Annotated in this window: 15 protein-coding genes; 3 read left to right on the top strand and 12 right to left on the bottom strand. The window is 70.0% G+C overall.

Translation table 11 applies throughout. The annotated features are described in order from the left end of the window. Positions 1-130 precede the first annotated feature (130 nt). The 4 genes from RF650_RS07565 to galU form a co-directional block, all read right to left on the bottom strand. The gene (locus tag RF650_RS07565) at positions 131-2,020 is read right to left on the bottom strand and encodes a CHAD domain-containing protein (RefSeq protein ID WP_368814543.1); all 1,890 of its coding nucleotides are present in this window, start codon (positions 2,018-2,020) and stop codon (positions 131-133) included. A gap of 80 nt (positions 2,021-2,100) precedes the next feature. Next, complete coding sequence (locus tag RF650_RS07560; RefSeq protein WP_368814542.1) at positions 2,101-3,033, bottom strand: hypothetical protein; 933 nt, start codon at positions 3,031-3,033, stop codon at positions 2,101-2,103. Between the two features lie 112 nt (positions 3,034-3,145). Further along, the gene (locus tag RF650_RS07555; RefSeq protein WP_368814541.1) at positions 3,146-3,790 is read right to left on the bottom strand and encodes a GNAT family N-acetyltransferase; all 645 of its coding nucleotides are present in this window, start codon (positions 3,788-3,790) and stop codon (positions 3,146-3,148) included. A gap of 13 nt (positions 3,791-3,803) precedes the next feature. After that, on the bottom strand, positions 3,804-4,712 hold the full coding sequence (galU, locus tag RF650_RS07550) for a UTP--glucose-1-phosphate uridylyltransferase GalU (RefSeq protein ID WP_035965884.1): 909 nt from the start codon (positions 4,710-4,712) through the stop codon (positions 3,804-3,806). 122 nt (positions 4,713-4,834) lie between these two features. Here galU and RF650_RS07545 point away from each other — a divergent pair, with 122 nt between their 5' ends. The 3 genes from RF650_RS07545 (at position 4,835) to cpaB (ending at position 6,792) form a co-directional block, all read left to right on the top strand. Further along, entirely contained in the window at positions 4,835-5,473 is a 639-nt protein-coding gene (locus tag RF650_RS07545; protein WP_312919007.1) for a 5-formyltetrahydrofolate cyclo-ligase, read from the top strand. 68 nt (positions 5,474-5,541) lie between these two features. Continuing rightward, positions 5,542-5,895, top strand: a complete 354-nt coding sequence (locus RF650_RS07540) for an FmdB family zinc ribbon protein (RefSeq protein ID WP_131332502.1) — start codon at positions 5,542-5,544, stop codon at positions 5,893-5,895. 222 nt (positions 5,896-6,117) lie between these two features. After that, positions 6,118-6,792 (top strand): Flp pilus assembly protein CpaB, encoded by a 675-nt coding sequence (gene cpaB, locus RF650_RS07535; RefSeq protein WP_098054052.1) that lies wholly within the window; start codon positions 6,118-6,120, stop codon positions 6,790-6,792. Positions 6,793-6,880: 88 nt separating this feature from the next. Here the strand turns inward: cpaB and RF650_RS07530 are convergent, their stop codons facing one another. The 8 genes from RF650_RS07530 to RF650_RS07495 form a co-directional block, all read right to left on the bottom strand. Beyond that, complete coding sequence (locus tag RF650_RS07530; RefSeq protein ID WP_368814540.1) at positions 6,881-7,282, bottom strand: hypothetical protein; 402 nt, start codon at positions 7,280-7,282, stop codon at positions 6,881-6,883. Next, entirely contained in the window at positions 7,272-11,105 is a 3,834-nt protein-coding gene (locus RF650_RS07525) for a hypothetical protein (RefSeq protein WP_368814539.1), read from the bottom strand. Before RF650_RS07525 ends, RF650_RS07530 begins: the two co-directional genes overlap by 11 nt. Positions 11,106-11,201: 96 nt before the next feature. After that, positions 11,202-12,800: a glutamine-hydrolyzing GMP synthase gene (gene guaA / locus RF650_RS07520; protein WP_368814538.1), complete on the bottom strand. Its 1,599-nt coding sequence runs from the start codon at positions 12,798-12,800 to the stop codon at positions 11,202-11,204. Between the two features lie 42 nt (positions 12,801-12,842). Continuing rightward, entirely contained in the window at positions 12,843-13,436 is a 594-nt protein-coding gene (locus RF650_RS07515; protein ID WP_035965872.1) for a DUF3817 domain-containing protein, read from the bottom strand. Then, positions 13,429-14,406, bottom strand: a complete 978-nt coding sequence (locus tag RF650_RS07510; protein ID WP_312918996.1) for an SURF1 family protein — start codon at positions 14,404-14,406, stop codon at positions 13,429-13,431. The genes RF650_RS07515 and RF650_RS07510 overlap by 8 nt, the downstream gene beginning before the upstream one ends. A gap of 152 nt (positions 14,407-14,558) precedes the next feature. After that, positions 14,559-15,680 carry a GuaB3 family IMP dehydrogenase-related protein gene (locus RF650_RS07505; protein WP_131332497.1) on the bottom strand — a complete coding sequence of 374 codons (1,122 nt, stop codon included), beginning with the start codon at positions 15,678-15,680 and terminating at the stop codon, positions 14,559-14,561. Positions 15,681-15,723: 43 nt separating this feature from the next. Continuing rightward, on the bottom strand, positions 15,724-17,220 hold the full coding sequence (gene guaB, locus RF650_RS07500) for an IMP dehydrogenase (RefSeq protein WP_368814566.1): 1,497 nt from the start codon (positions 17,218-17,220) through the stop codon (positions 15,724-15,726). An 83-nt stretch (positions 17,221-17,303) separates the two neighbouring features. Further along, entirely contained in the window at positions 17,304-19,415 is a 2,112-nt protein-coding gene (locus tag RF650_RS07495; RefSeq protein WP_368814537.1) for an acyltransferase family protein, read from the bottom strand. Positions 19,416-19,584: the final 169 nt, after the last annotated feature.

Genomic DNA, 19,584 nt, shown 5'->3' with positions numbered 1-19,584 from the left:
CGCGTTGACCGGGCGGGCGCTGAGGCGAGACGGCCCCGCCACGAATGCAGTGCCCGACATCACGGGCCCGCAACCGCGCGACAGCACCGCCCTGCCCCTGGGAACCACCCCAGGGGCGGGGCGGTGCTCGTCAGTCCTCCGACGGCAGTACCTCGCACAGGTCCTCCACCAGATCCTCGAGGATCTCCGGCGCCTCGAGCATCCCGTCCCGCAGGTTGGACAACTCCATCCCGTGCAGCAGGCCCACCGCGTAGCGGTCCTTGCCCGTGCGCTGGAAGGACCGGCTGGCCCGGGCCAACCACTCCTCCATGACGGCGGTGTCCGTGATCACGCCCAGATCGTCCTGGTAGTCCTTGGCCACCGCGGCCGCACGGACCCGCTTCTTGCCCGCCGTGGCGTGGGCGTGCCCCAGTGCCTCGGACACGTACCGCGCGGACTTGGCGGCCTTGCGGGTCTCGTGGACCACGTCGAACGCCGCGGCGGTCTGCATTGCGTCCAGACCCGGGAGGGTGATGCGTCGACCCACTTCGACAGCCATGTCGCTGACGTCGGTGGCCACATCGGCGTCCGGGACCTTGGCGTTGGCGGAGACGAGCACACGGTTCAACGCGGCACCCAGCACGGTCTTGGCGAAGTCCTTGGCCGAAAGTTGCGCCGCGTCCTCGGTGATGTCCTGGCCCGCCGCGAGCACTCGCAGGTCCCGCACGAGTTGCAGGTAGGCGGCACCGTCGAGTTCCCGGCGCACGGTGCGGCCCGCCACCACGCCGAGCTGGTCGGCCGCGGCACGCAGTTCCTGCTTGGCCTGCTCCGTCACCACGCCGGAGGGCTGGGCCTCGAGCAACACGTCGAGTCGCTGACGGGCGACCTCTTGATCGCGGGCATCACCCAGGACCCTGGCAACACCCTTGAGGCGCTGTTCAAGATCCGCGACGACGTCCTCGGTCACGAACCCACGCGCGGCCTGCAGTACGGCCCGCAACGCCCGCGAGCGCACCCGCAACTGGTGCACCGAGTCCGGGGCGTCGATCCGCACGGCGAAGTCCCACCGCTGCAGCTCCTCGGTCAGGCGGGCGAGCATCGCCGCGAGAACGTCCGCTCCGGTCGGCTCGGACTCCGTTTCGGGCTCCGGCTCCGCCGCAGCGGGGACCTGAGAGTCCTTGTCCGAGGACTTCCCCGGTTTCTTCTCGGTCTTTTTCTTCGACTTCTTCCCGGACTTCTCCGCCTTGGCCTTCTTGCCCGACTTCTTCTCGGAGCCCTTCACACCGTCGGCTCCGCCCGCGCCCTCGGCCCCGTCCGAGGACGCAGCATCGACGGCACCGGAACCTGCGCGCTCCGGGAGGGCGGCGTCGTTGGGCGCACCGGCTTGTGCGGCGTGCTCGGGGGCGACGACCCGCACCGAGTCCCCGCCGTCCTGGCCCAGGGCCCGGGCGATCTTCGCGACCGACGAGGACGGCGCCGCCCCCGCCGCGTACAGCACGGCCTCCACGGCCTCGAACACCGTGCGGGCTTGCTTCTGGGTGAGGTCGTCGCGCGTGAGCTCGACCTCGCACTCGGACCACTCGCGCGTGACCCCGCCGCGCTCGTCGCGCGCGCTGACCTCGTCCAGGCACAGCTCCGCGTACTGCCCGTCCTCGCCGAGCACCGGGTACACCGTGCGGTGGGTGTTGATGGTCGCGACCGGGGTGAGCTCCTCACCCAGGGTCAGGCCCGTGAGGACCTTGCGCAGCGCCGCGGGGATCCGCTGCGCCGAGGTCTTCAGCGGCTCGTAGTGCAGTTCCCCGCGCACCTGCCCAGCCTGGTACTTGACGTGCCAGCCGTCGTCGCTGCCGCCCGTACGACGCCGCACGGCCACCTTCGCGTGCGCGAGCGCGAGATCGGCGGTGTCGTAGTACGTGGCGCTCATCTCGTGCTCCACGGGATCACCCACGGTGAAGTTCTTGAGCTTGTGCAGCTTGAGCCTGGGGGTGCGCTGCCCCGCGACATCGTACTTGCGTTCGATCTCGACCTGTTGGGTGACCATGGTGCTCCCTGTGTGGAACGCGCCGCGGCCCTGGTCGGGTGCCGCGGCGCGTTGCTGTCAACGAATGTTCTGCAGAGCTCTCAGGCCCGACGTCGCTTCAACACGTCGTCGAGGTTCAGCGCCGCGGGTTCCTGCTCGCTGGCGCGCACGGCTTCCTTGAGGGACGTGGAACGCGCAGCCGGGCGCTCGGGCACCCGGAGGGGTTCCGGCTCGCTGCGCTCTACCACGGGCGCCTGCGTGTACAGGGGCTTGGGTACGGGGACCGGCTGCCATGTGGCAGCGCTCGACCCGGCCGATGCGGTGCTGCGAGCGACCTTGAGGGCCTCGGCGCGCAGTTCGGCGACCGTGTAGGCGGGTTCCGCGGGACGTTCGGCGGTTCCGGTGGCGGGCTGTTCACCGTCCACGGGCAGATCCAGGGACGCGTGCAGCTCGCGGTCGTGCTGAGCGGCTTCCTGGCGGTCCTCGTCCTCGTTGTCGAAGATCGCGTACTGCACGGGAGCGACGTCCGCGGTGACGGGACGGGCGGCGGCGCGCTGTTCACGGTCGGTGACGGCGAGGTAGCGCAGACCGGCCACGCAACCCGCACCCAGCAGGAACAGAACCACGGGCACGGCCCAGGACACGGCGGTCAACGGTGCCGCGAGGGCACTCATCACGGCGGCGACGAGCAACAGCACACCGGTGAGGAAGATGATCGTGCGGTCCCACTTGATCCGCAACCCCGCCAGGGAACCGCGCTGGACTGTGGTCGCGGCCGGCGCGGGTGCCGTTGTCTCCATGGCTGTCGTCTCCCGTTCGTGGACGTGTGATGAGGCTACTGTGTGCACTGTAGTGGACTCCGCGCCCACGCGCTCCCGCCTGTGGATCACGGCTTCGGTCTGCAGATCCGGGGCCTCCATCTGGGCACGTACGGGAGCGTTGGTGCGCCGAGCCACGCGCGGCGCGAACCACACGACGCACAGCACGATGATAACGGCCAACACGGCCGAACTGCTCACCCAGGACAATCCCACCGTTTCAGGGTAGGTCACTGCATGGTGATCCCTTGGAACGGGGGCGCGTGTTGCTCACATCAATGTAAATCGATGTTGTCATGACGCCGGCCGATACCGCACGAGGCAGCCGTCAGCGGGACGCGCGCCGGACCGTGATCCCGCGGTCCTCCCCCGTGAAGCGACGGACGAGTCCCTCCGGTGCTTCCTCCGCGGTGAGCGCGAAGCTGCGGTGGTCCGCCCAGTCCCCAGCGATGTGCAGGAACCGCCGCCGCAGTCCCTCGTCCCGGAAACCGAGTTTCTCCACGACCCGCAGTGATTTGGCATTCTCCGGGCGGATGTTGATCTCCATCCGGTGCAACCGCAGGTGCTCGAAGCAGTAGTCGGTGGCCATGGCCACCGCCATGGGGGCGATCCCGCGTCCGGCTTGCGCGCCGTCCACCCAGTATCCCAACGTCGCGGAGCGGAACGAGCCCAGGGTGATACCCGAGACGGTCAGTTGCCCCACGAGTTCGTGGCGCCGGGTCTCGGGGTCCTGCTCGGTGATCAGCCACGGCAGGGCCTGCCCCTCCCGCGCCTGCTTGGTCATGGAGCGCACGAAACCACGAAACGACGGCGCCGCGCCGTCCGCCTCGGGGTTGCTCGCCTCCCATGGTTCGAGCCACTGCTTATTGCGGTAGCGCACCCGGTCCCATTCACCGCGGTCACTCATGGCCAGTGGGCGCAGCACGAGCTGCGCCCACTGAAGGGTGACCGGCCATTCGGCAGCCGTGTTCACGAAGGTGGGGACCTCAGCCTTCGAGGTCGCGGGCGTAGTCCTTGATCCAGGCGCGCAGGCCCGGACCGAGGTCCTCGCGTTCGCACGCGAGCTCGATGTTCGCCTTGAGGTAGGACAGCTTGTCCCCGGTGTCGAAGCGGCGGCCCTTGAAGACCACGCCGTACATGCCGTGGGCAGCATCCCCGCGGTCCGCGATGGTCTGCATGGCATCCGTGAGCTGGATCTCGTCACCGCGACCGGGGGCCGTGTTCTCGAGGATCTCGAAGATCTCCGGGTGCAGCACGTAGCGGCCGATGATCGCGAGGTTGGACGGGGCGTCCTCCGGTGCGGGCTTCTCCACGAGGCCGTTGACCTGGACGTAGTCCTCCCCCTCGACGGCGGTGACGTCTGCGCAGCCGTACGCGCTGATGTTCTCGCGGGGCACCTCCATGAGGGCCACCACGGAACCGCCGGTGCGCTCCTGCACGCGGATCATCCGGGCGAGCAGGTCTTCCTTCTCGTCGATCAGGTCGTCGCCCAGCAGCACCGCGAACGGGTCGTCGCCCACGTGGGTCTTGGCACGCAACACCGCGTGTCCCAGCCCCTTGGGGTCCTGTTGCCGCAGGTAGTGGATCTCGCCCAGGTCCGATGCGTGCTCGACCTCGGCCAACAGGGCCTTCTTGCCGGACGCATCCAGTTGCGCCTCGAGGGCGGGGACGCGGTCGAAGTGGTCCTCGAGGGCACGCTTGGAGCGGCCGGTGATCATGAGGACGTCGTCCAGGCCGGCGTCCACGGCTTCCTGCACCACGTACTGGATGGCCGGGCGGTCCACCACGGGCAGCATTTCCTTGGGCATGGCCTTGGTGGCGGGCAGGAATCGGGTGCCCAACCCCGCGGCGGGGATGACGGCCTTGTGTACGCGCTTGGTCTCTTCACGACTCATGGGATCAGGGTAAACGACCGCACACGGGCGCCCGCGTTCCAACGCCCGTGTGATACCGGGAATGCGAGAATTCTCGGGAAATGTACTCCCAACGGTGAACAGGGAAGGACGGTCGACGACGCATGGACCCCACGGCATCCCCCGCGGACGCATCCCCGGTCCCCGAGGACAAGGCGCGATTGCGCGCACGGATCCTGGCGCGGCGGCGTCGTCGTGGGGCGGCCGCACGGCACCGGGCGGAGACGGGGTTCGCGGAGCACCTGGCGCGCGTCCTCGCCGGGACCGGGACGGGTGACCTCGCTGCGTTCCTGCCGCTGCCGGACGAGCCGCCCCTGCTGTCCGCGCTCACGCAGGCGCATCACCGCGGCCACCGGGTCTGGTTGCCCGTGGTGGAACCCCTGCGGCAGTTGAGCTGGGTGCAGTGGCACCCGGATGCCCCTCTGGTCCAGGGGGCGTTGCCCGGGCTGCTCGAACCCGCCGGGGAACGACACGGGGCGGAGGTGTTCACGGCGGTGCGGGTGTTGCTCGTGCCGGTGGTCGCGGTGGACGAGGCCGGTGTGCGGCTGGGCTTCGGGGGCGGGTACTACGACCGGTTCCTGCCGCGCATTACGGGGACCCGGCACCGGCTGGAGGCCATGGCCTGCTGCTACGCGGACGAGGTGCTGCCGGCGGGGACCGTCCCCCGCGAAGCGCACGATGCCGTGCTCGGCAGCGTCCTCACGGAACGCGGCGTCGTGCCCCTGGGGCCCTCCGGGCAGTGACCGCAGCCCTGGACGGGCGAGTAGGATGTGAGGTCGGTAAACCACCCTCACCCCTCGAAGGAACACCCGTGCCCGTTTACGCCTATGCCTGCAAAGATTGCGGCCATGCTTTCGACATCCGCCAGTCCTTCTCCGACGACGCCCTGACGGTGTGCCCGGAATGCGGCGGCCGGTTGCGGAAGAAGTTCAACTCGGTGGGCGTGGTGTTCAAGGGTTCCGGTTTCTACCGCAACGACTCGCGCTCGGACTCCTCCTCGAGCGGGAGTTCCTCCGGCACCTCGGGATCGGCGGATGCCACCGCGACCCCGGCCGCGGACAAGGGCGCAGGCAAGGACTCCGGCACCGCTGCGTCCGCCACCTCCGGCAGCGGCACGAGCTCATCCTCCGCCTCGACCGCGAGCGGGTCGACCTCCGCGTCCTGAGTCGACGTCGCTCCCACGGTCACTTCCGCCGGGCCCGCTGCTGACCGGACCAGCGCGGCGTCCCGGCACGACGGGACCCGGGTCGACAGACCGGCGCATGCCTGATTCTCACCGCGGCGAGCGCACTGCACGGGTGAGCGTTCGGCGCTGAGCCCACCCCCGGTCTCCACCGATCCACCACGCCGCTCCGGGACGACGCCGCCGCCCGCCTAGCGTCCGGGTATGCGCTCCCGATCCCGTCCGCACTATCCGCTGGCTTTGCGCGTCCGCACCGCGGTGCGGCGCCGCCACCGCCTCGTGGCCGCGGCGCTGTGTGCCCTGGCCCTGACGCTCGTGATCCTGCGACTCGCCCCGCCGAGCGCGCAGACCACACCCGTGGTCACGGCGGCCCGGGAGATCCCCGCGGGCCAGTCCCTTGCGCCTGGTGACCTCACGGTCGCAGAGTTCCCGTCCGCCCTCACCCCCGCGTCAGCCTTCAGCAGTCCCGACGACGCCGCGGGGCAGACCACCACGATCGCCCTGACCGCGGGGCAACCCGTGACACCGTCCACCGTGCTGGGCCCCGGGGTGCTCACGGGTCAGCCCCAGGGGACCACCGCTGCGACGGTGCGGGTGAGCGATCCCGCGGTGCTACGACATGTCCGACCGGGTGACGTGGTGGACGTGGTGCACCACACCGACGATGCCTCGAACGGGCGCGGTCGCGCCGTGGCCCAATCGGTCACCGTGCTGTGGGCCGCGACCGCACGCTCCCCCGACACCTCGTCCCTGCTCTCCGCGTCGGGCACCGACGGGGATGCCGGGCTCGTGGTCCTGGCGGCGTCCCGTGAGACCGCCGCGGAACTGGCCACGCTCGACGGGACGGGTCGGGTGTCCCTCGTCCTGGTGTCGTCGTGAGGGAACGCGGGATCATGCAAAACCCTGCCCCGGGTCGAGGTCATACGGACTCGGGTGGAATCACCACCGGATCCATCCGGCAGCCGGTTCACCCCCAGTGGGGCGGGCGCTGCTGTTTCAACCACTGCGCGTGGCCGCTCTCCGCGGCAGCCTCCCGGGGGTCCGGGGCGTCGCCGCCCAGCTCGTCGGAGCCCGCACCCCACTCAGTGGTGCGCAGCGCGCACTCCGCGTCCGGCGCGGTTCCGCCCGTCGCGCGGCGGTGGCCGCGGCGGCGTCGTCCCCCGGGCTGGGCGGAAGTGGCGCCATCCGGGGCGCCCTCGGACGAGGTGACCGCTGCGCCCGGGGCGTCCTCGCCATCCGTGGGCCTTGGGCCCCGCGCAGGATCCGGAGCCACCTCCTTCGGCGCCGCCTCGTCCCGCGAGCGCCCGTCCCCGGCGTCCGAGCCGTCCCGCGAGGACTCAGGACGGCCCGCCGGGCGATCAGTCGTCACACGAACCGCTCACTCTCCGCGCGTCGGTCTCCGAGCCGGACCCCGCATCGGGCCCCAGGCCGAGGTAGCGCTGGACGAGACCGGCCACGGTCTGCGGGTCCGTGAAGACCTCCACGGACCACAGGCTCACGTAGTTCCACCCCGCGCGTTCGAGCTGTTGCGGGATGAGCCGCGAGCGTTCGCGCACGCTCAGCGCGCGGCTGCGCTCGGACCCGTCGGAGCGCAGCGCCACCGGGATGCGTACGGGCTCGCCCGTGGCCGCACGCTGGGTGACAGCCCCCGCGGACAAGGACTCGGTCTCCGCGTACGCGGCCATGTCGATCATGTGGGCGTAGCCGGTGTGGACCGTGGCTCCGGCGCCCCGCAGCCGTCGGGCGAGATCAGCGACCAAAGCATCCGGGGCGGCGTCGGTGTCCTCGGCGGGAGCCACCGCGCGCTCCGACGTGGTGTCTTCCCCAAAGAGGATTTCGAGCATGTGGTACATGTCCCTGGCGCCGTTCTGCAGCCGCCGCGGCTCGGTGTCCTTGGGGTGGATGGACGTGACGATGTGCGTATGGCGACGCGAGCGGGTCATCCCGCGCACGAACGCCTGGCGCCCGTCCCGCTCGGACAGTGCACCCAACTGCGGGGTGCTGCGCCCGGACGTGGTGCGCCCGAAGCCGAGCGAGAAGATCACGGTGTCCCGCTCGATCCCCGCGGCCCGGTGCAACTCGACCACGCGGAAGGACTCCCGCCCCGGGGCGAAGAACTCGGCGGACTCACCGGTCTCCCGCAGTCGACGCTGCACGGCCTGGGCCACGCGGGCGGCATGCATCGCACTCGCGGTGACCACGGCCAAGGACCGCTCGGGGTGCCGCTCGGCGTGGGCGAAGACCAGGTCCACGGTGCGGTGGACCTCTGCGGTGGGTGCCTGCACCCCTTCGCTGCCCGCGGTGAGCACGCCCACGCCGTTCACGACGTACTCGGCGGACATCCCCGTGCTCACGCTCGTCAGTTCCGAGGCCTGCGGCACGCGGGTCAGGGTGCCGTCGTAGAACGCGTCGTTGAGGTAGTCGAACAAGCGGGGGTCCATGGGCCGGCGCACCGAGGTCAGGGACCGGGAGTCCACCACGCGGGTCAGTGCGTCGTACGCCGAGTCGATGTCCGCGACGGGCTGCGGAGTGTCCCGGACCGCGACGTGCGGGGCCACCGTGAAGGGCTGAGGACCCGCGGCGTTGCGGTCACCGAACGCGATGACCTGATCCGCCCGCACGAGCGCGGGCAGCGTGGCCGCGAGCGGGGTGGACTCGGCGTCCAGGACCACCACGGTGTCCACGGACTGCTCCTCCCCCAGCGTGGCGGTGAGTACGAGCGGACTCGCGGTCCACACGGGCACGAGCGACGGCGTGAGGTGCTGGACCCGGTCCAGCTCCTCGGTGCGCACGTGACCGCTGCGCAGCATGTCCCGCAGCGCGCGAGCCTCCCGGGGGTTGCGCTTGGTGTCCCGCGCCCAGCGCTCGGCCAGCGCGTACTCGAGTCGCGCCGGTGCGGCCGCGATGTGGGCGGAATCGGCGCGGCGGAACACGGATTCCGTGCGGCGCAGCTCGGAACCGTCCGGCATGGCCACGAAGTCATCACCGCTGATCATGGCCTCGAGCACGGACTGCCACCACGCGAGGTCGAGTTCCTCGCCCACGCGCTCGGCGGGTACCGCGCGGGTCTCGAGGTCTTGCAGGAACTCCCCCAGCCCGCGCGCCCGGAGGTCGTCGAGCAACACGGTGCGTTCGGGCAGGGTCGCGAGGTGGGCCTCGTCGTTGATCAGTTCGTCCAGGATTTCCTGGAGTTCGTCCACCCCGGCCGTCTCCAGGCGCGCGGCAGTGCGGGAGCCCTCGAGTGCGATCGCGAGCCCCTCGAGGTCCTCTCGGAACCGGCGATGGATCTGCAGGGTCTCCCCGGCACGGTCCGAGACGGCGGGCTGTTCGAGCGTGGTGGCCCATTGGCGCCACCTGTCCCGTTCGGACTGCACTTTCACGAGCGCCGAGTGCAGGTCCGAGAGGTGCACGCCGGGTCGGAGGTATTCCTTGGCGGCCTTGCGCAGGCGGGAGCGCTGCAGCCCGCTCAGCTCGATCTCGTGGTCCCGCCGCCAGGACGCTGAGGCCGTCGCGGCGATCAGGTCCGTCACGGGCCGGTCGTAGATGTCCGGTGTGAGGTACTCGAGCGACTCCCCGACCTCGATCACGAGTTCGAGCTGTTGCTCCCATTCGCCGATGGTCGAGCCCACGCGCAGCCCCGAGACCCCCAGGACGTTGCGCATGGCCGTCTTGAGGGTGGTCAGTTCGAGCAGCAGGGACTTGGCGAGGTCGTGGGCCTCACGGGCCTCGTCGTCGTTGACGAGCCGCGCACCGTGCCACGGGCTCGTGAGCGCCGCAGCGTCGAACGCGCCGAGGGTCGCGGCGCGCTGGAGCTGACGCTGCACCTCGCTGCGGTGGGACACGGCGTCCAGCACGGAACGGCGGAACCGCACGGCGGTCTGCGGTCCGGGGGTGCGCGCGGTCAGTTCCGCGAGCGCCTGCATGGCCTCGTAGGGCGAGGCCTGCCAGCGGGGACGCAGTGCGTGCAGGGATTCCTCGTGCACCCGCAGCTGTTCGCGGCTGCGCTGCAGGGCGTCCAGGTGCTGTTCCAGCTGCGGCTGCTCGGCGCGTTCGTTGCGGGCGACGGCGCGCACGAGCCGCTCGGCGACGTCGTCCGGGCTCAGGTGGGAGCCCAGCGGCAGGACGAGGGAGTCCAGGCCGGTGCGGTTCCACGCGCGGTTGAACGCGGCGAGCGTGGTGCGGGACTCGCCGAGCACCAGGACGCTGCGGCCGCGGTGCACGAGTGCGCCGACCGTGGAGACCACGGTGTCCACCGCGGCGGTGCCCACGGGTGTAGCGACCACGAAGCTCTCACCCTGTTCGGCGAGGTCCACGATCTCCTGCTGATTGGCGTCCAGGTCCGTGAGCAGCAGCTCCTGGGCGGGGTCGCGCTCGTCGAGACCGGGTGCCTGATCGGTCAGGGGGCGCACGACTGGCAGTTTGCCGACCTCGGGGTTCTTGAGCCGGGCGAGGTCCTCGATCAACTGGGTGTGCGCGACCACGTGCTCGTCCGCGGGACGTTCGTGCAGATCCGCGAACGTGGAGACCAGCAACTGGTGTTCCACGTGCATGCCCGGGACGTGGGCCGCGAGCTGGCGCAGGGTCTCCAGCACGGGCGCGGGGTCCAACTTGCGGGTGCCGTACGCGAGCCGGGACATCTCCGCCGTGGCCAGTTCCACGCCGTGGTCCTCGCGCAGCCGACGCACGAGTGCCGGGTTGAGGTGGGCGGGACCCACGATGTGCAATTCGAAGTCCTTGTGGTCCGGGCGCAACTTGACCGTGACCGGGGCGAGCAGGACCGGGGCGATGAACCGGCGCAACCCGTCCGCCACGGGATCGGCGAGCCACGACGCCGTGCCCGCGGCCAAGTAGGAAGCGTCCAGACCGTGCATCACCGACAGCTCGTGGACCTTGGTGCGCAGCGCCCGGGCCGAGCGCACGGCGCGCTCGTACGCGGGGCTGTCCTGGTGGATCATCGTGGACAGCCGGGTGGGACGGCCCATGAGCAACTGTGCCTGCCCCGAGGAGTTGGCCTCGGTGAGATCGATGCAGACGTTGTCCACCTGGTTGAAGTCCAGCAGGGTGTCCGGGCCCGTGTAGGCGTCCATCTGTTGGGTCCAGGAACGCAGGGACACGCGGGGGTGTTCGCGCTCGCCCGTGGCGCCCGTGTCCTGGGGGGTTGTTCGGGAACGGTCCGGGGCGGGTGTCGACATGGTGCTCCTACTCACGAGTGCGCCGGTCTGCTCACCACGGGGGATGGGGGCGGACCGGCGCACCGCAACTGACGATGGCTCTCTACGCGGTGGGGTTCACTCCCACTCGATGGTTCCCGGCGGCTTGGACGTGACGTCCAGGACCACCCGATTGATCTCCTCGACCTCGTTGGTGATGCGGTTGGACATCCGGGCGAGCAGCTCGGAGGGCAAGCGGGACCAGTCAGCGGTCATGGCGTCCTCGGAGCTGACCGGGCGCAGCACCACGGGGTGGCCGTACGTGCGACCGTCCCCCTGGACGCCCACCGAGTGCACATCCGCGAGCAGCACCACGGGCATCTGCCACACGTCGTCGTCGAGACCGGCGCGCGTGAGCTCCTCGCGGGCGATCGCGTCCGCGCGGCGTAGGATGTCCAGGCGCTCCTCGGTGACCTCACCGATGATCCGGATCCCCAGACCCGGACCGGGGAACGGCTGGCGGCCCACGATGTTCTCGGGCAGTCCCAGTTCGCGGCCCACGGCGCGGACCTCGTCCTTGAACAGGGCGCGCAGCGGTTCCACGAGTTCGAACTGCAGGTCCTCGGGCAGCCCGCCCACGTTGTGATGGCTCTTGATGTTGGCGGCACCCTCACCGCCGCCGGATTCCACGACGTCCGGGTACAGCGTGCCCTGCACGAGGAACCGGACGGGCTGGCCGTCCTGGGCCTCGTCGCTGAGCACCTTTTGCTCGGCGGCCTCGAACGCGCGAATGAATTCCCGGCCGATGTTCTTGCGCTTGGTCTCGGGGTCGGTGACACCCTTGAGCGCGGCGAGGAAGCGGTCCTGCTCGCGGGCCACGTGGAGCTTGATGCCCGTGGTGGCCACGTAGTCCTTCTCGACCTGCGCGACCTCGTCCTGGCGCATCAGACCGTGATCTACCAGCACGCACGTGAGACGGTCCCCGATCGCGCGCTGCACGAGGGCTGCAGCCACCGCGGAGTCCACCCCGCCGGAGAGCCCGCACAGGGCCTTGCCGTCACCCACCTGGGCGCGGATCGCGGCCACCTGCTCCTCGATGATGTTGCCCGTGGACCACGTGGGCGTGAGCTGGGCCCCCTCGAAGAGGAAGTTCTCCAGGATCTTCTGCCCGTACGCGGAGTGCTTGACCTCGGGGTGCCACTGCACGCCGTAGAGCCTACGCTCGCGGTTCTCGAAGGCCGCCACCGGGACGCCCTCCGTAGTGGCCAGGGTCGTGAAACCCTCGGGTGCGGCGGTGACCGAGTCACCGTGACTCATCCACACTGTCTGCACGTCCGGGGTGCCGTCCAGGATGGTGCCCACGCCGTCCCCGGAGGTCGAGGCGGCGGTGGCCCCGTACTCGCGCACACCCGTGCGCTCAACGGTCCCGCCCAGGGCGTTGGCCATGATCTGAAAGCCGTAGCAGATCCCCAGCACGGGCACGCCGGCTTCGAACAGTTCGGCGTCCCGTTGCGGCGCACCGGGCGCGTACACGGACGCCGGGCCGCCGGAGAGGATCAGCGCGGCGGGGTTGCGCTGCAGGATCTTCTCGGTGGACCAGGTGTGCGGGACGATCTCGGAGTAGACGTTCGCCTCGCGTACCCGGCGGGCGATCAGCTGCGCGTACTGCGCGCCGTAGTCGACCACGAGTACCGGACGTTGCTCCAGTTCGCTCAGGGTGTCAGGGGATTCACTCACGCGGACAAGTCTAGAACACCGCTCGGACACCCTCGCCCGGTCTCAGTAGCGCCGGGCGGCGCGCGGATTGGCCACGAGTTCGGCCTCCGTGGAGCGGTGGATCTTGCGTTCCACGATGAACGAGAGGAACGGCACCACACCGCCCAGGGCCATCACGACCAGCTGCGCGAACGGCCAGCGCATGAGCGACCACACGCGCAGGCATGAGAGCAGGTAGATCACGTAGAACCAACCGTGGATGATCAGGATCCACGTGGAGATGTTCACGCCCCCGGCCAGGTTCTCGAGCTCGAGGTCCTGCCAACCCAGGGCCACGCTCTGCCCCGTGGCCTTGTCCGTGCCGCCCGCGATCAGGTCGTAGCCGAAGCCGTAGCGGGTGATCATCTCCGCGACGAGCAGCAGCAGGAAGGTACCCGAGATCCACGCGCACACCTTGTAGAAGGTCAGCGCGCCGCGGATCTGCGCCTCGGTCCCGCCGAAGCGCCGTCGTGGTTTCAGCGCGGCGGCCTTGGCGCGCACGCTGTCCGGGACGGTCGCGCGCTCGGGGCTCGCGTCCTCGGGCGCGGTGACCCGCACGCCGTCGGTGCGGCGCACCGGGCGGGGCTGGGAATCGGGCTGCGGCGTGTGATCACTCATGACTGGCTCCGTGGGATCGCGGGGTGGAACTCGTGGGCGGGGTGCGCGATTCCGTGCGCACCGCGGGTTGGTCGTCGAAGTAGTAGTAGCACTGGTCCTGGGCGTCCCAGTAGTAGTAGGACTGCTCGGCCTCGTCCCAGAAGTAGTCGCCGTCGAAGTAGAAGTACTTCTCGGGGTCCTGCCGGCGCAGGTAGTCGTCCCGCACGAAACGCCACCACATGAAGAACGCGAAGCCCGCGAACACGACCCACTCGATCGCGTAGAACAGGTTCAGTGCGTGCACGGAGGTGTCCGCGGGTTGCTGCTGGATCTGCAGGGGTTCCAGCCCCTCCCCCATGAGCCCGGCCGACACCGCGAGCGTACCCTCCCGGGTCACGGGCGCCGGTTCCGCCGCGGGGTTCTCCGCGAACGCGGCCACGTACCCCGAGTACAGGGGCGCGTCCCACAGATTGCTCAGCTGCGCGGACGCCACGGAAGCGACCTGCCCGGCCGGCGCGTTCTCGCTCGGTAGCGGGGAGTCCGTGGGCAGGAGTCTGCCGATCACCCGGATCTCGTCCGACGGCGCTCGCGGCACCCGGTCGGCGGAAGCGACCCAGCCCCGGGCCACCGCGATCGAGACGTCGTTATCGGCGGCGTCCCAGCGCTGTTGCGAATCGGGGATCGCGAGTTGGGTGACCACCCAGTACCCAGGGTTGCCGTCCTGCAACCGTCCCGGGACCAGCACCGTGGAATCGGGGACGTAGCGCCCGACCGCGGATACCATGTGATCGGCTTGCTGAGCGGTCGTGGCCTCCCCCGGGGAGACCACGTCTTCCAGGGTCGAGACCCGGTCCTTGGCGGGATCCACCACCGTGGAAGACTGCAGGGAAGCGTTCAACTGCCACATGCTCAACACCACGAACAGTGCCGCCACGATCAGCGCGACCGCCAGGAAAGCCAGGGAGCGGGGGCGCAGGGCGGTCTTGAGCACCCCTCAACCCTAGTGCTCCGGGCTGGACGTTTCCCAAATCAGCGGGGGTACGGGCAGCCCCGATCACGGGACGGCCACGGGTCACGGGTCCGTAACGGCCGCCGGTTTCCGGGCCGGAAGCGCGGGCGTACCCGCGGCCCGGCGCGGGGGGATCAGCTGCGGATCACCACGTCCGCGCGTTGGAACTCCTTGAGCTCGGAGTAGCCGGTGGTGGACATGGCCCGGCGCAGGGCACCGATCACGTTAGAGGAGCCGTCCACGTGGCGTGAGGGCCCGTTGAGCAGCTCGCCCAGAGGACCCACGGTCCCCACGTGGGTGCGCACACCGCGCGGTGAGTGCGGGTTGTGGGCCTCGGGACCCCACAGCCAGCCCTGACCCGGGGCCTCCTCCGCGCGGGCCAGCAGGGTCCCGAGCATCACGGCGTCGGCGCCCATGGCGATGGCCTTGACGATGTCACCCGAGGTGCCCAGACCGCCGTCGGCGATCACGTGGACGTACCGACCGCCCGACTCGTCGAGGTAGTCGCGGCGGGCCGCGGCGACGTCGGAGATGGCCGAGGCCATGGCCGCGTGGATGCCCAGGATGGATTCGGTGCGCAGGGACGCGCCGCCCCCGAAGCCCACGAGCACGCCCGCCGCACCCGTGCGCATGAGGTGCAGGGCCGGGGTGTAGCCCGCGGCGCCGCCCACGATCACGGGAACGTCCAGGTCATAGATGAACTTCTTGAGGTCCAGGGGCTCCTGGGTGCGCGAGACGTGCTCGGCGGAGACCGTGGTGCCGCGGATCACGAACAGGTCCACGCCCGCCTCGAGCACGGTGCGGTAGTGCTCCACGACGCGCTGCGGGGACAGGGAGCCGGAGACGATCACCCCGGACTCGCGGATCTCGGCCAACCGGGCCTTGATCAACTCGGGCTGGATCGGGGCGGAGTACAGCTCCTGCATCCGCCGCGTGGACTGCGGCAGGTTTTCAGAGCTGAGGTCCGCGATCTCGTCCAGGACGGGCTGCGGGTCCTCGTAGCGGGTCCACAGGCCCTCGAGGTCCAGCACACCCAGACCGCCGCAGCGGCCCAGGGCGATCACCGTGGCCGGGGACATCACGGAGTCCATGGGCGCACCCACCACGGGGATGTCGAAGTTGTAGGCGTCGATCTGCCACGAGGTGCTCACGTCCTGCGGGTCGCGCGTGCGTCGGGAGGGCACCAGGGCGATCTCGTCCAGGCTGAACGTGCGGCGTGCCCGCTTGGAGCGCCCTATTTCGATGTCGTAACTCACGAGGGATCCTTTCACCGCGCGGAGAGCGCGGGGGCTGGCGCGATCAGCGCTTGTAGTTGGGGGCTTCCACCGTCATGGTGATGTCGTGCGGGTGGGACTCCTTGAGCCCGGCCGGCGTGATCCGCACGAACCGCCCCTTGTGCTTGAGCTCCTCGATGCTGTGCGCGCCCACGTAGAACATGGTCTGGCGCAGCCCACCGTCCAACTGGTGCAGCACGGACGCGAGCGGCCCGCGATAGGGCACCTGGCCCTCGATGCCCTCGGGGATGAGCTTCTCGTCGTCGGCCACGTCCGCCTGGAAGTAGCGGTCCTTGGAGTAGGACGTGTTCTTGCCGCGCGACTGCATGGCCCCGAGCGAGCCCATACCGCGGTACGCCTTGAACTGCTTGCCGCCCACGAACACGAGTTCTCCGGGGGACTCGTCGCAACCGGCCAGCAGGGAGCCGAGCATCACGGAGTCCGCACCGGCCACGAGGGCCTTGCCGATGTCCCCGGAGAACTGCAGCCCGCCGTCGGCGATCAGTGGCACGCCCGCGGGGATGGTGACCTGGGCGGCCTCGTTGATCGCGGTGATCTGCGGGACGCCCACGCCCGCGATCACGCGGGTCGTGCAGATGGAACCCGGGCCCACACCCACCTTCACGGCGTCCGCGCCGGCATCCACGATCGCCTGGGCGCCCGCGCGGGTCGCGGCCTGCCCGCCGATGATGTCCACGTGGGCGGCGGCGGAGTCCTTCTTGAGCCGGGCGATCATGTCCAGCACGCCCTGGGAGTGACCGTTGGCGGTGTCGATGAACAGGGCGTCCACCCCGGCCTCCACGAGCGCCATGGCGCGCTCGTAGCCGTCGCCGAAGAAGCCCACGGCCGCGCCCACGCGCAGCCGGCCCTCGTCGTCCTTGGTGGCCAGCGGGTACTGCTCGGCCTTGGTGAAGTCCTTGACCGTGATCAGCCCGGTCAGCCGGTCCTGGTCGTCCACGAGCGGCAGCTTCTCGATCTTGTGCTTCGCGAGCAGCGCGTGCGCCTCGTCCTTGCTCATCCCCACCTTGCCGGTGACCAGCGGCATGGGGGTCATCACGTCCCGCACGAGCCGAGTCTCGAAATCGCTCTCGGGCAGGTAGCGGGTGTCCCGGTTGGTGATGATCCCGAGCAGCTTCTGGGACTCGTCCACCACGGGCAGACCGGAGACCTTGTAGTAGCCGCACAACCGGTCCAGTTCCGCGAGCGTGGCTTCCGGGGATACCGTGACCGGGTTGGTGATCATCCCGGACTCGCTGCGCTTGACGCGGTCCACGTGATCCGCCTGGTCCTGGATGGACAGGTTGCGGTGGATCACGCCGATCCCGCCCTGGCGGGCCATGGAGATGGCCATGGAGGACTCGGTCACGGTGTCCATGGCTGCGGAGAGCACGGGGGCCTGCAGCGTGATCCGGCGCGACAGGCGCGTGGTCGTGGAGGCCTCCGACGGGATCACGTCCGTGTTGCCGGGCAGCAACAGCACGTCGTCGTAGGTCAGTCCGGTGAAGCCGAACGGGTCGTCCATGAGGGCCGTGGGCACGGGTTCAGACACGAATAATCCCTTTCACGCGAGAATGTCCCCACCAGTCTACGGCGCCCGCCGAGGGCTCACTCCGTGTCCACCCCCGGTGTGACCTGGACCGCGCGGACCAGGGTGTCGTGCAACAGCGGGGCCATGCTGCGCGTGTAGTCCCACGTGAGGTGGTGGGAGTCCAACCACACCGCCACGTTGCCGATCACCGGGACGCACTCGCCCCGCGGGCAGACCAGCGGCGTGGGGTCCACTCCCACGGACCCGGGGATGGTCTCGAGCGCCTCGGCGGGGTTGTGGTCCCCGAGCACGTCGTTGCTCGAGACCGAGCACAACGGGTCGTCGGAGCTGCGTTCCTGCGCGCACCGGGTCGGGTCGAAGTCCAGCCGGGGGTTGTCCTGGAACCCCACGACAGTGATGTCGTCGGCTGTGAGCTCCAGGACGATCTGTTCGAGACCGGTCACCACGTGCTCGTCCTCCCCGGACATGAGTTCGGACCGTGTGGACGTGGTGACCACCACGTCCGGTTGCATGGCCTTGAGGTACTCCAGGGCGGCCTCGTTGCCCTCACGGCACGCCGCGGACTGGCCCTCCACACCGAAGCCGCACCCCGGTTGCAGCACGAAGATCAACTGCCAGTTCTCCTCTTCCGCCACGGGGATCAGCGCGCCCATGTACTGCTCCATGTGGGAGTTGCCCACCACGGCCACGACCGTGTCCGGGTCCCGCACCTCCGGCGTCTGGCGGCAGAACCCCTGGGCCGTGGCGTTGAGGCTGCGGTAGAGCCCGCTGCACTCCTGCGGCAGTCCCACCCACTGGTCCCCCATGGACTGTGGCAGGACGGGGGCGTTCGGGTCCCCCGTGAACTCGAACGCTGGGTCGAGCACGCGCGCCCCCGGGTTGTTCCGTTCCGCCTGCGCCTCGAGTTGTGCCTCGCGGTGCCGGTCGATGGCGGCCCAACTCGCGGCGGTCGCGGTGACCAGCCCCACGCACACCACGATCACGAGGCCCATGCGCCATGTCCGGGCCTCGGGCCACGCCCACCGCTTCAACGGGGTCTCGATCCACCGGGTCAACAGCAGTGCCAGTACGACCGAGAGCACCACGAGTGCCACACCGGACCGGGGCCCCGCTTCGGGGCGCTCACGGAGCACCAGGTAGGTGATGAGCAGCGGCCAGTGGACGAGGTACAGCGCGTACGCGGCATCCCCCAGTCGCACGATGGGGCCCCGCGAGAGGAACCGGTCGAAACCGATCCGGGACCCAGACTGCCCCGCCACGATGATCGCCGCCGCCGAGAGCAACGGCCACAACGCGATCCATCCCGGGAACGCGCCCTGCACGTCCACGAGCACACCGACCGAGACCATGCTCACGAAACCGAGCCAGCCCAGCACCACGCGCAGCACGCGGCCTGGGTGCAGGTACGGGATCGCGAGCGCGATAAGCGACCCCAGCGCGAACTCCCACAGTCGGGCACGGGTGTCGAAGTACGCGAATTCCTGCTGGGTCGCCGTCGTCACCACCGAGAACGCGAGCGAGGCGGCGAAGACGAGACCGAAGCACACGGCCAGCACGGGGATGCTGTTACGCCCCGTGCGCCGTTTGACGAACCACGCGAGGGCGAAAATGAGCGGCCACACCAGGAACACCTGACCCTGCACCGACAGGGACCAGAAGTGCTGGAACGGGGAAGCGGTCGAATGATCCGCGGCGTAGTAGTTGACTTCGTTCGCCGCGAGCGCCCAGTTCTCCAGGTAGAGGATCGAGGCCACGCCCTGGGACCGGAACTCCGCGACGTCCGTGCGCGGGAACACGAACCAGATGAGCGCCAGGGTGAACAGGATGATCACCGTGGCCAGGGGCAGCAGGCGTTTGAACGTGTGCAGCCAGTACCGACCCAGCCCCAACGGTCGGCCGCCCTCGATCCGCCGCACGAACGACAGCGTCATGAAGAACGCCGAGATCAGCAGGAAGATGTCCACACCACCGGACACCCGGCCCATGAACACGTGATAGACGACCACGAGCAGCACCGCGATCGCCCGCAACCCCTGCACCTCTGGGCGGAACCCCGAGTACCGCTGCACCCGTTGCGCGGAGGAGGATCCGGCAGCCCACCGGGGTCGCTGCCCCACCGGGAGCGGGGATGAACCGGCAACGGGATCCAAGGCTGGGGAAATGCGCATCTGGTCGGCCTAAACGCAGCGGGGCGCACCGATCACATCGCACCCGGTTCCGCCCCGACCCGTCTCCGTGGGTGGGCAGCGCGCACGGCCTGCGAGTTGAGCCACCCGGTCGCGCGGGGGCAGACGTCGAGCACCGTCGCCGGTCGCAGCACCACAGACGACCGGCGGC

The organism is Kocuria sp. CPCC 205297 (assembly GCF_040981035.1).
Lineage (GTDB): Bacteria > Actinomycetota > Actinomycetes > Actinomycetales > Micrococcaceae > Kocuria > Kocuria marina.
Note: the sequence above shows the minus strand (reverse complement) of the source record. Positions and strands in the feature narration are given on the sequence as shown.

What these genes read in the sequence shown, in the direction of transcription:
- cpaB (WP_098054052.1), top strand. Translation starts at nt 6,118, where the DNA reads ATGCGCTCCCGATCCCGTCCGCACTATCCGCTGGCTTTGCGCGTCCGC.
- RF650_RS07565 (WP_368814543.1), bottom strand. Translation starts at nt 2,020, where the DNA reads ATGGTCACCCAACAGGTCGAGATCGAACGCAAGTACGATGTCGCGGGG.
- RF650_RS07525 (WP_368814539.1), bottom strand. Translation starts at nt 11,105, where the DNA reads ATGTCGACACCCGCCCCGGACCGTTCCCGAACAACCCCCCAGGACACG.
- galU (WP_035965884.1), bottom strand. Translation starts at nt 4,712, where the DNA reads ATGAGTCGTGAAGAGACCAAGCGCGTACACAAGGCCGTCATCCCCGCC.
- RF650_RS07545 (WP_312919007.1), top strand. Translation starts at nt 4,835, where the DNA reads ATGGACCCCACGGCATCCCCCGCGGACGCATCCCCGGTCCCCGAGGAC.
- guaB (WP_368814566.1), bottom strand. Translation starts at nt 17,220, where the DNA reads ATGGACGACCCGTTCGGCTTCACCGGACTGACCTACGACGACGTGCTG.
- RF650_RS07515 (WP_035965872.1), bottom strand. Translation starts at nt 13,436, where the DNA reads ATGAGTGATCACACGCCGCAGCCCGATTCCCAGCCCCGCCCGGTGCGC.
- RF650_RS07495 (WP_368814537.1), bottom strand. Translation starts at nt 19,415, where the DNA reads ATGCGCATTTCCCCAGCCTTGGATCCCGTTGCCGGTTCATCCCCGCTC.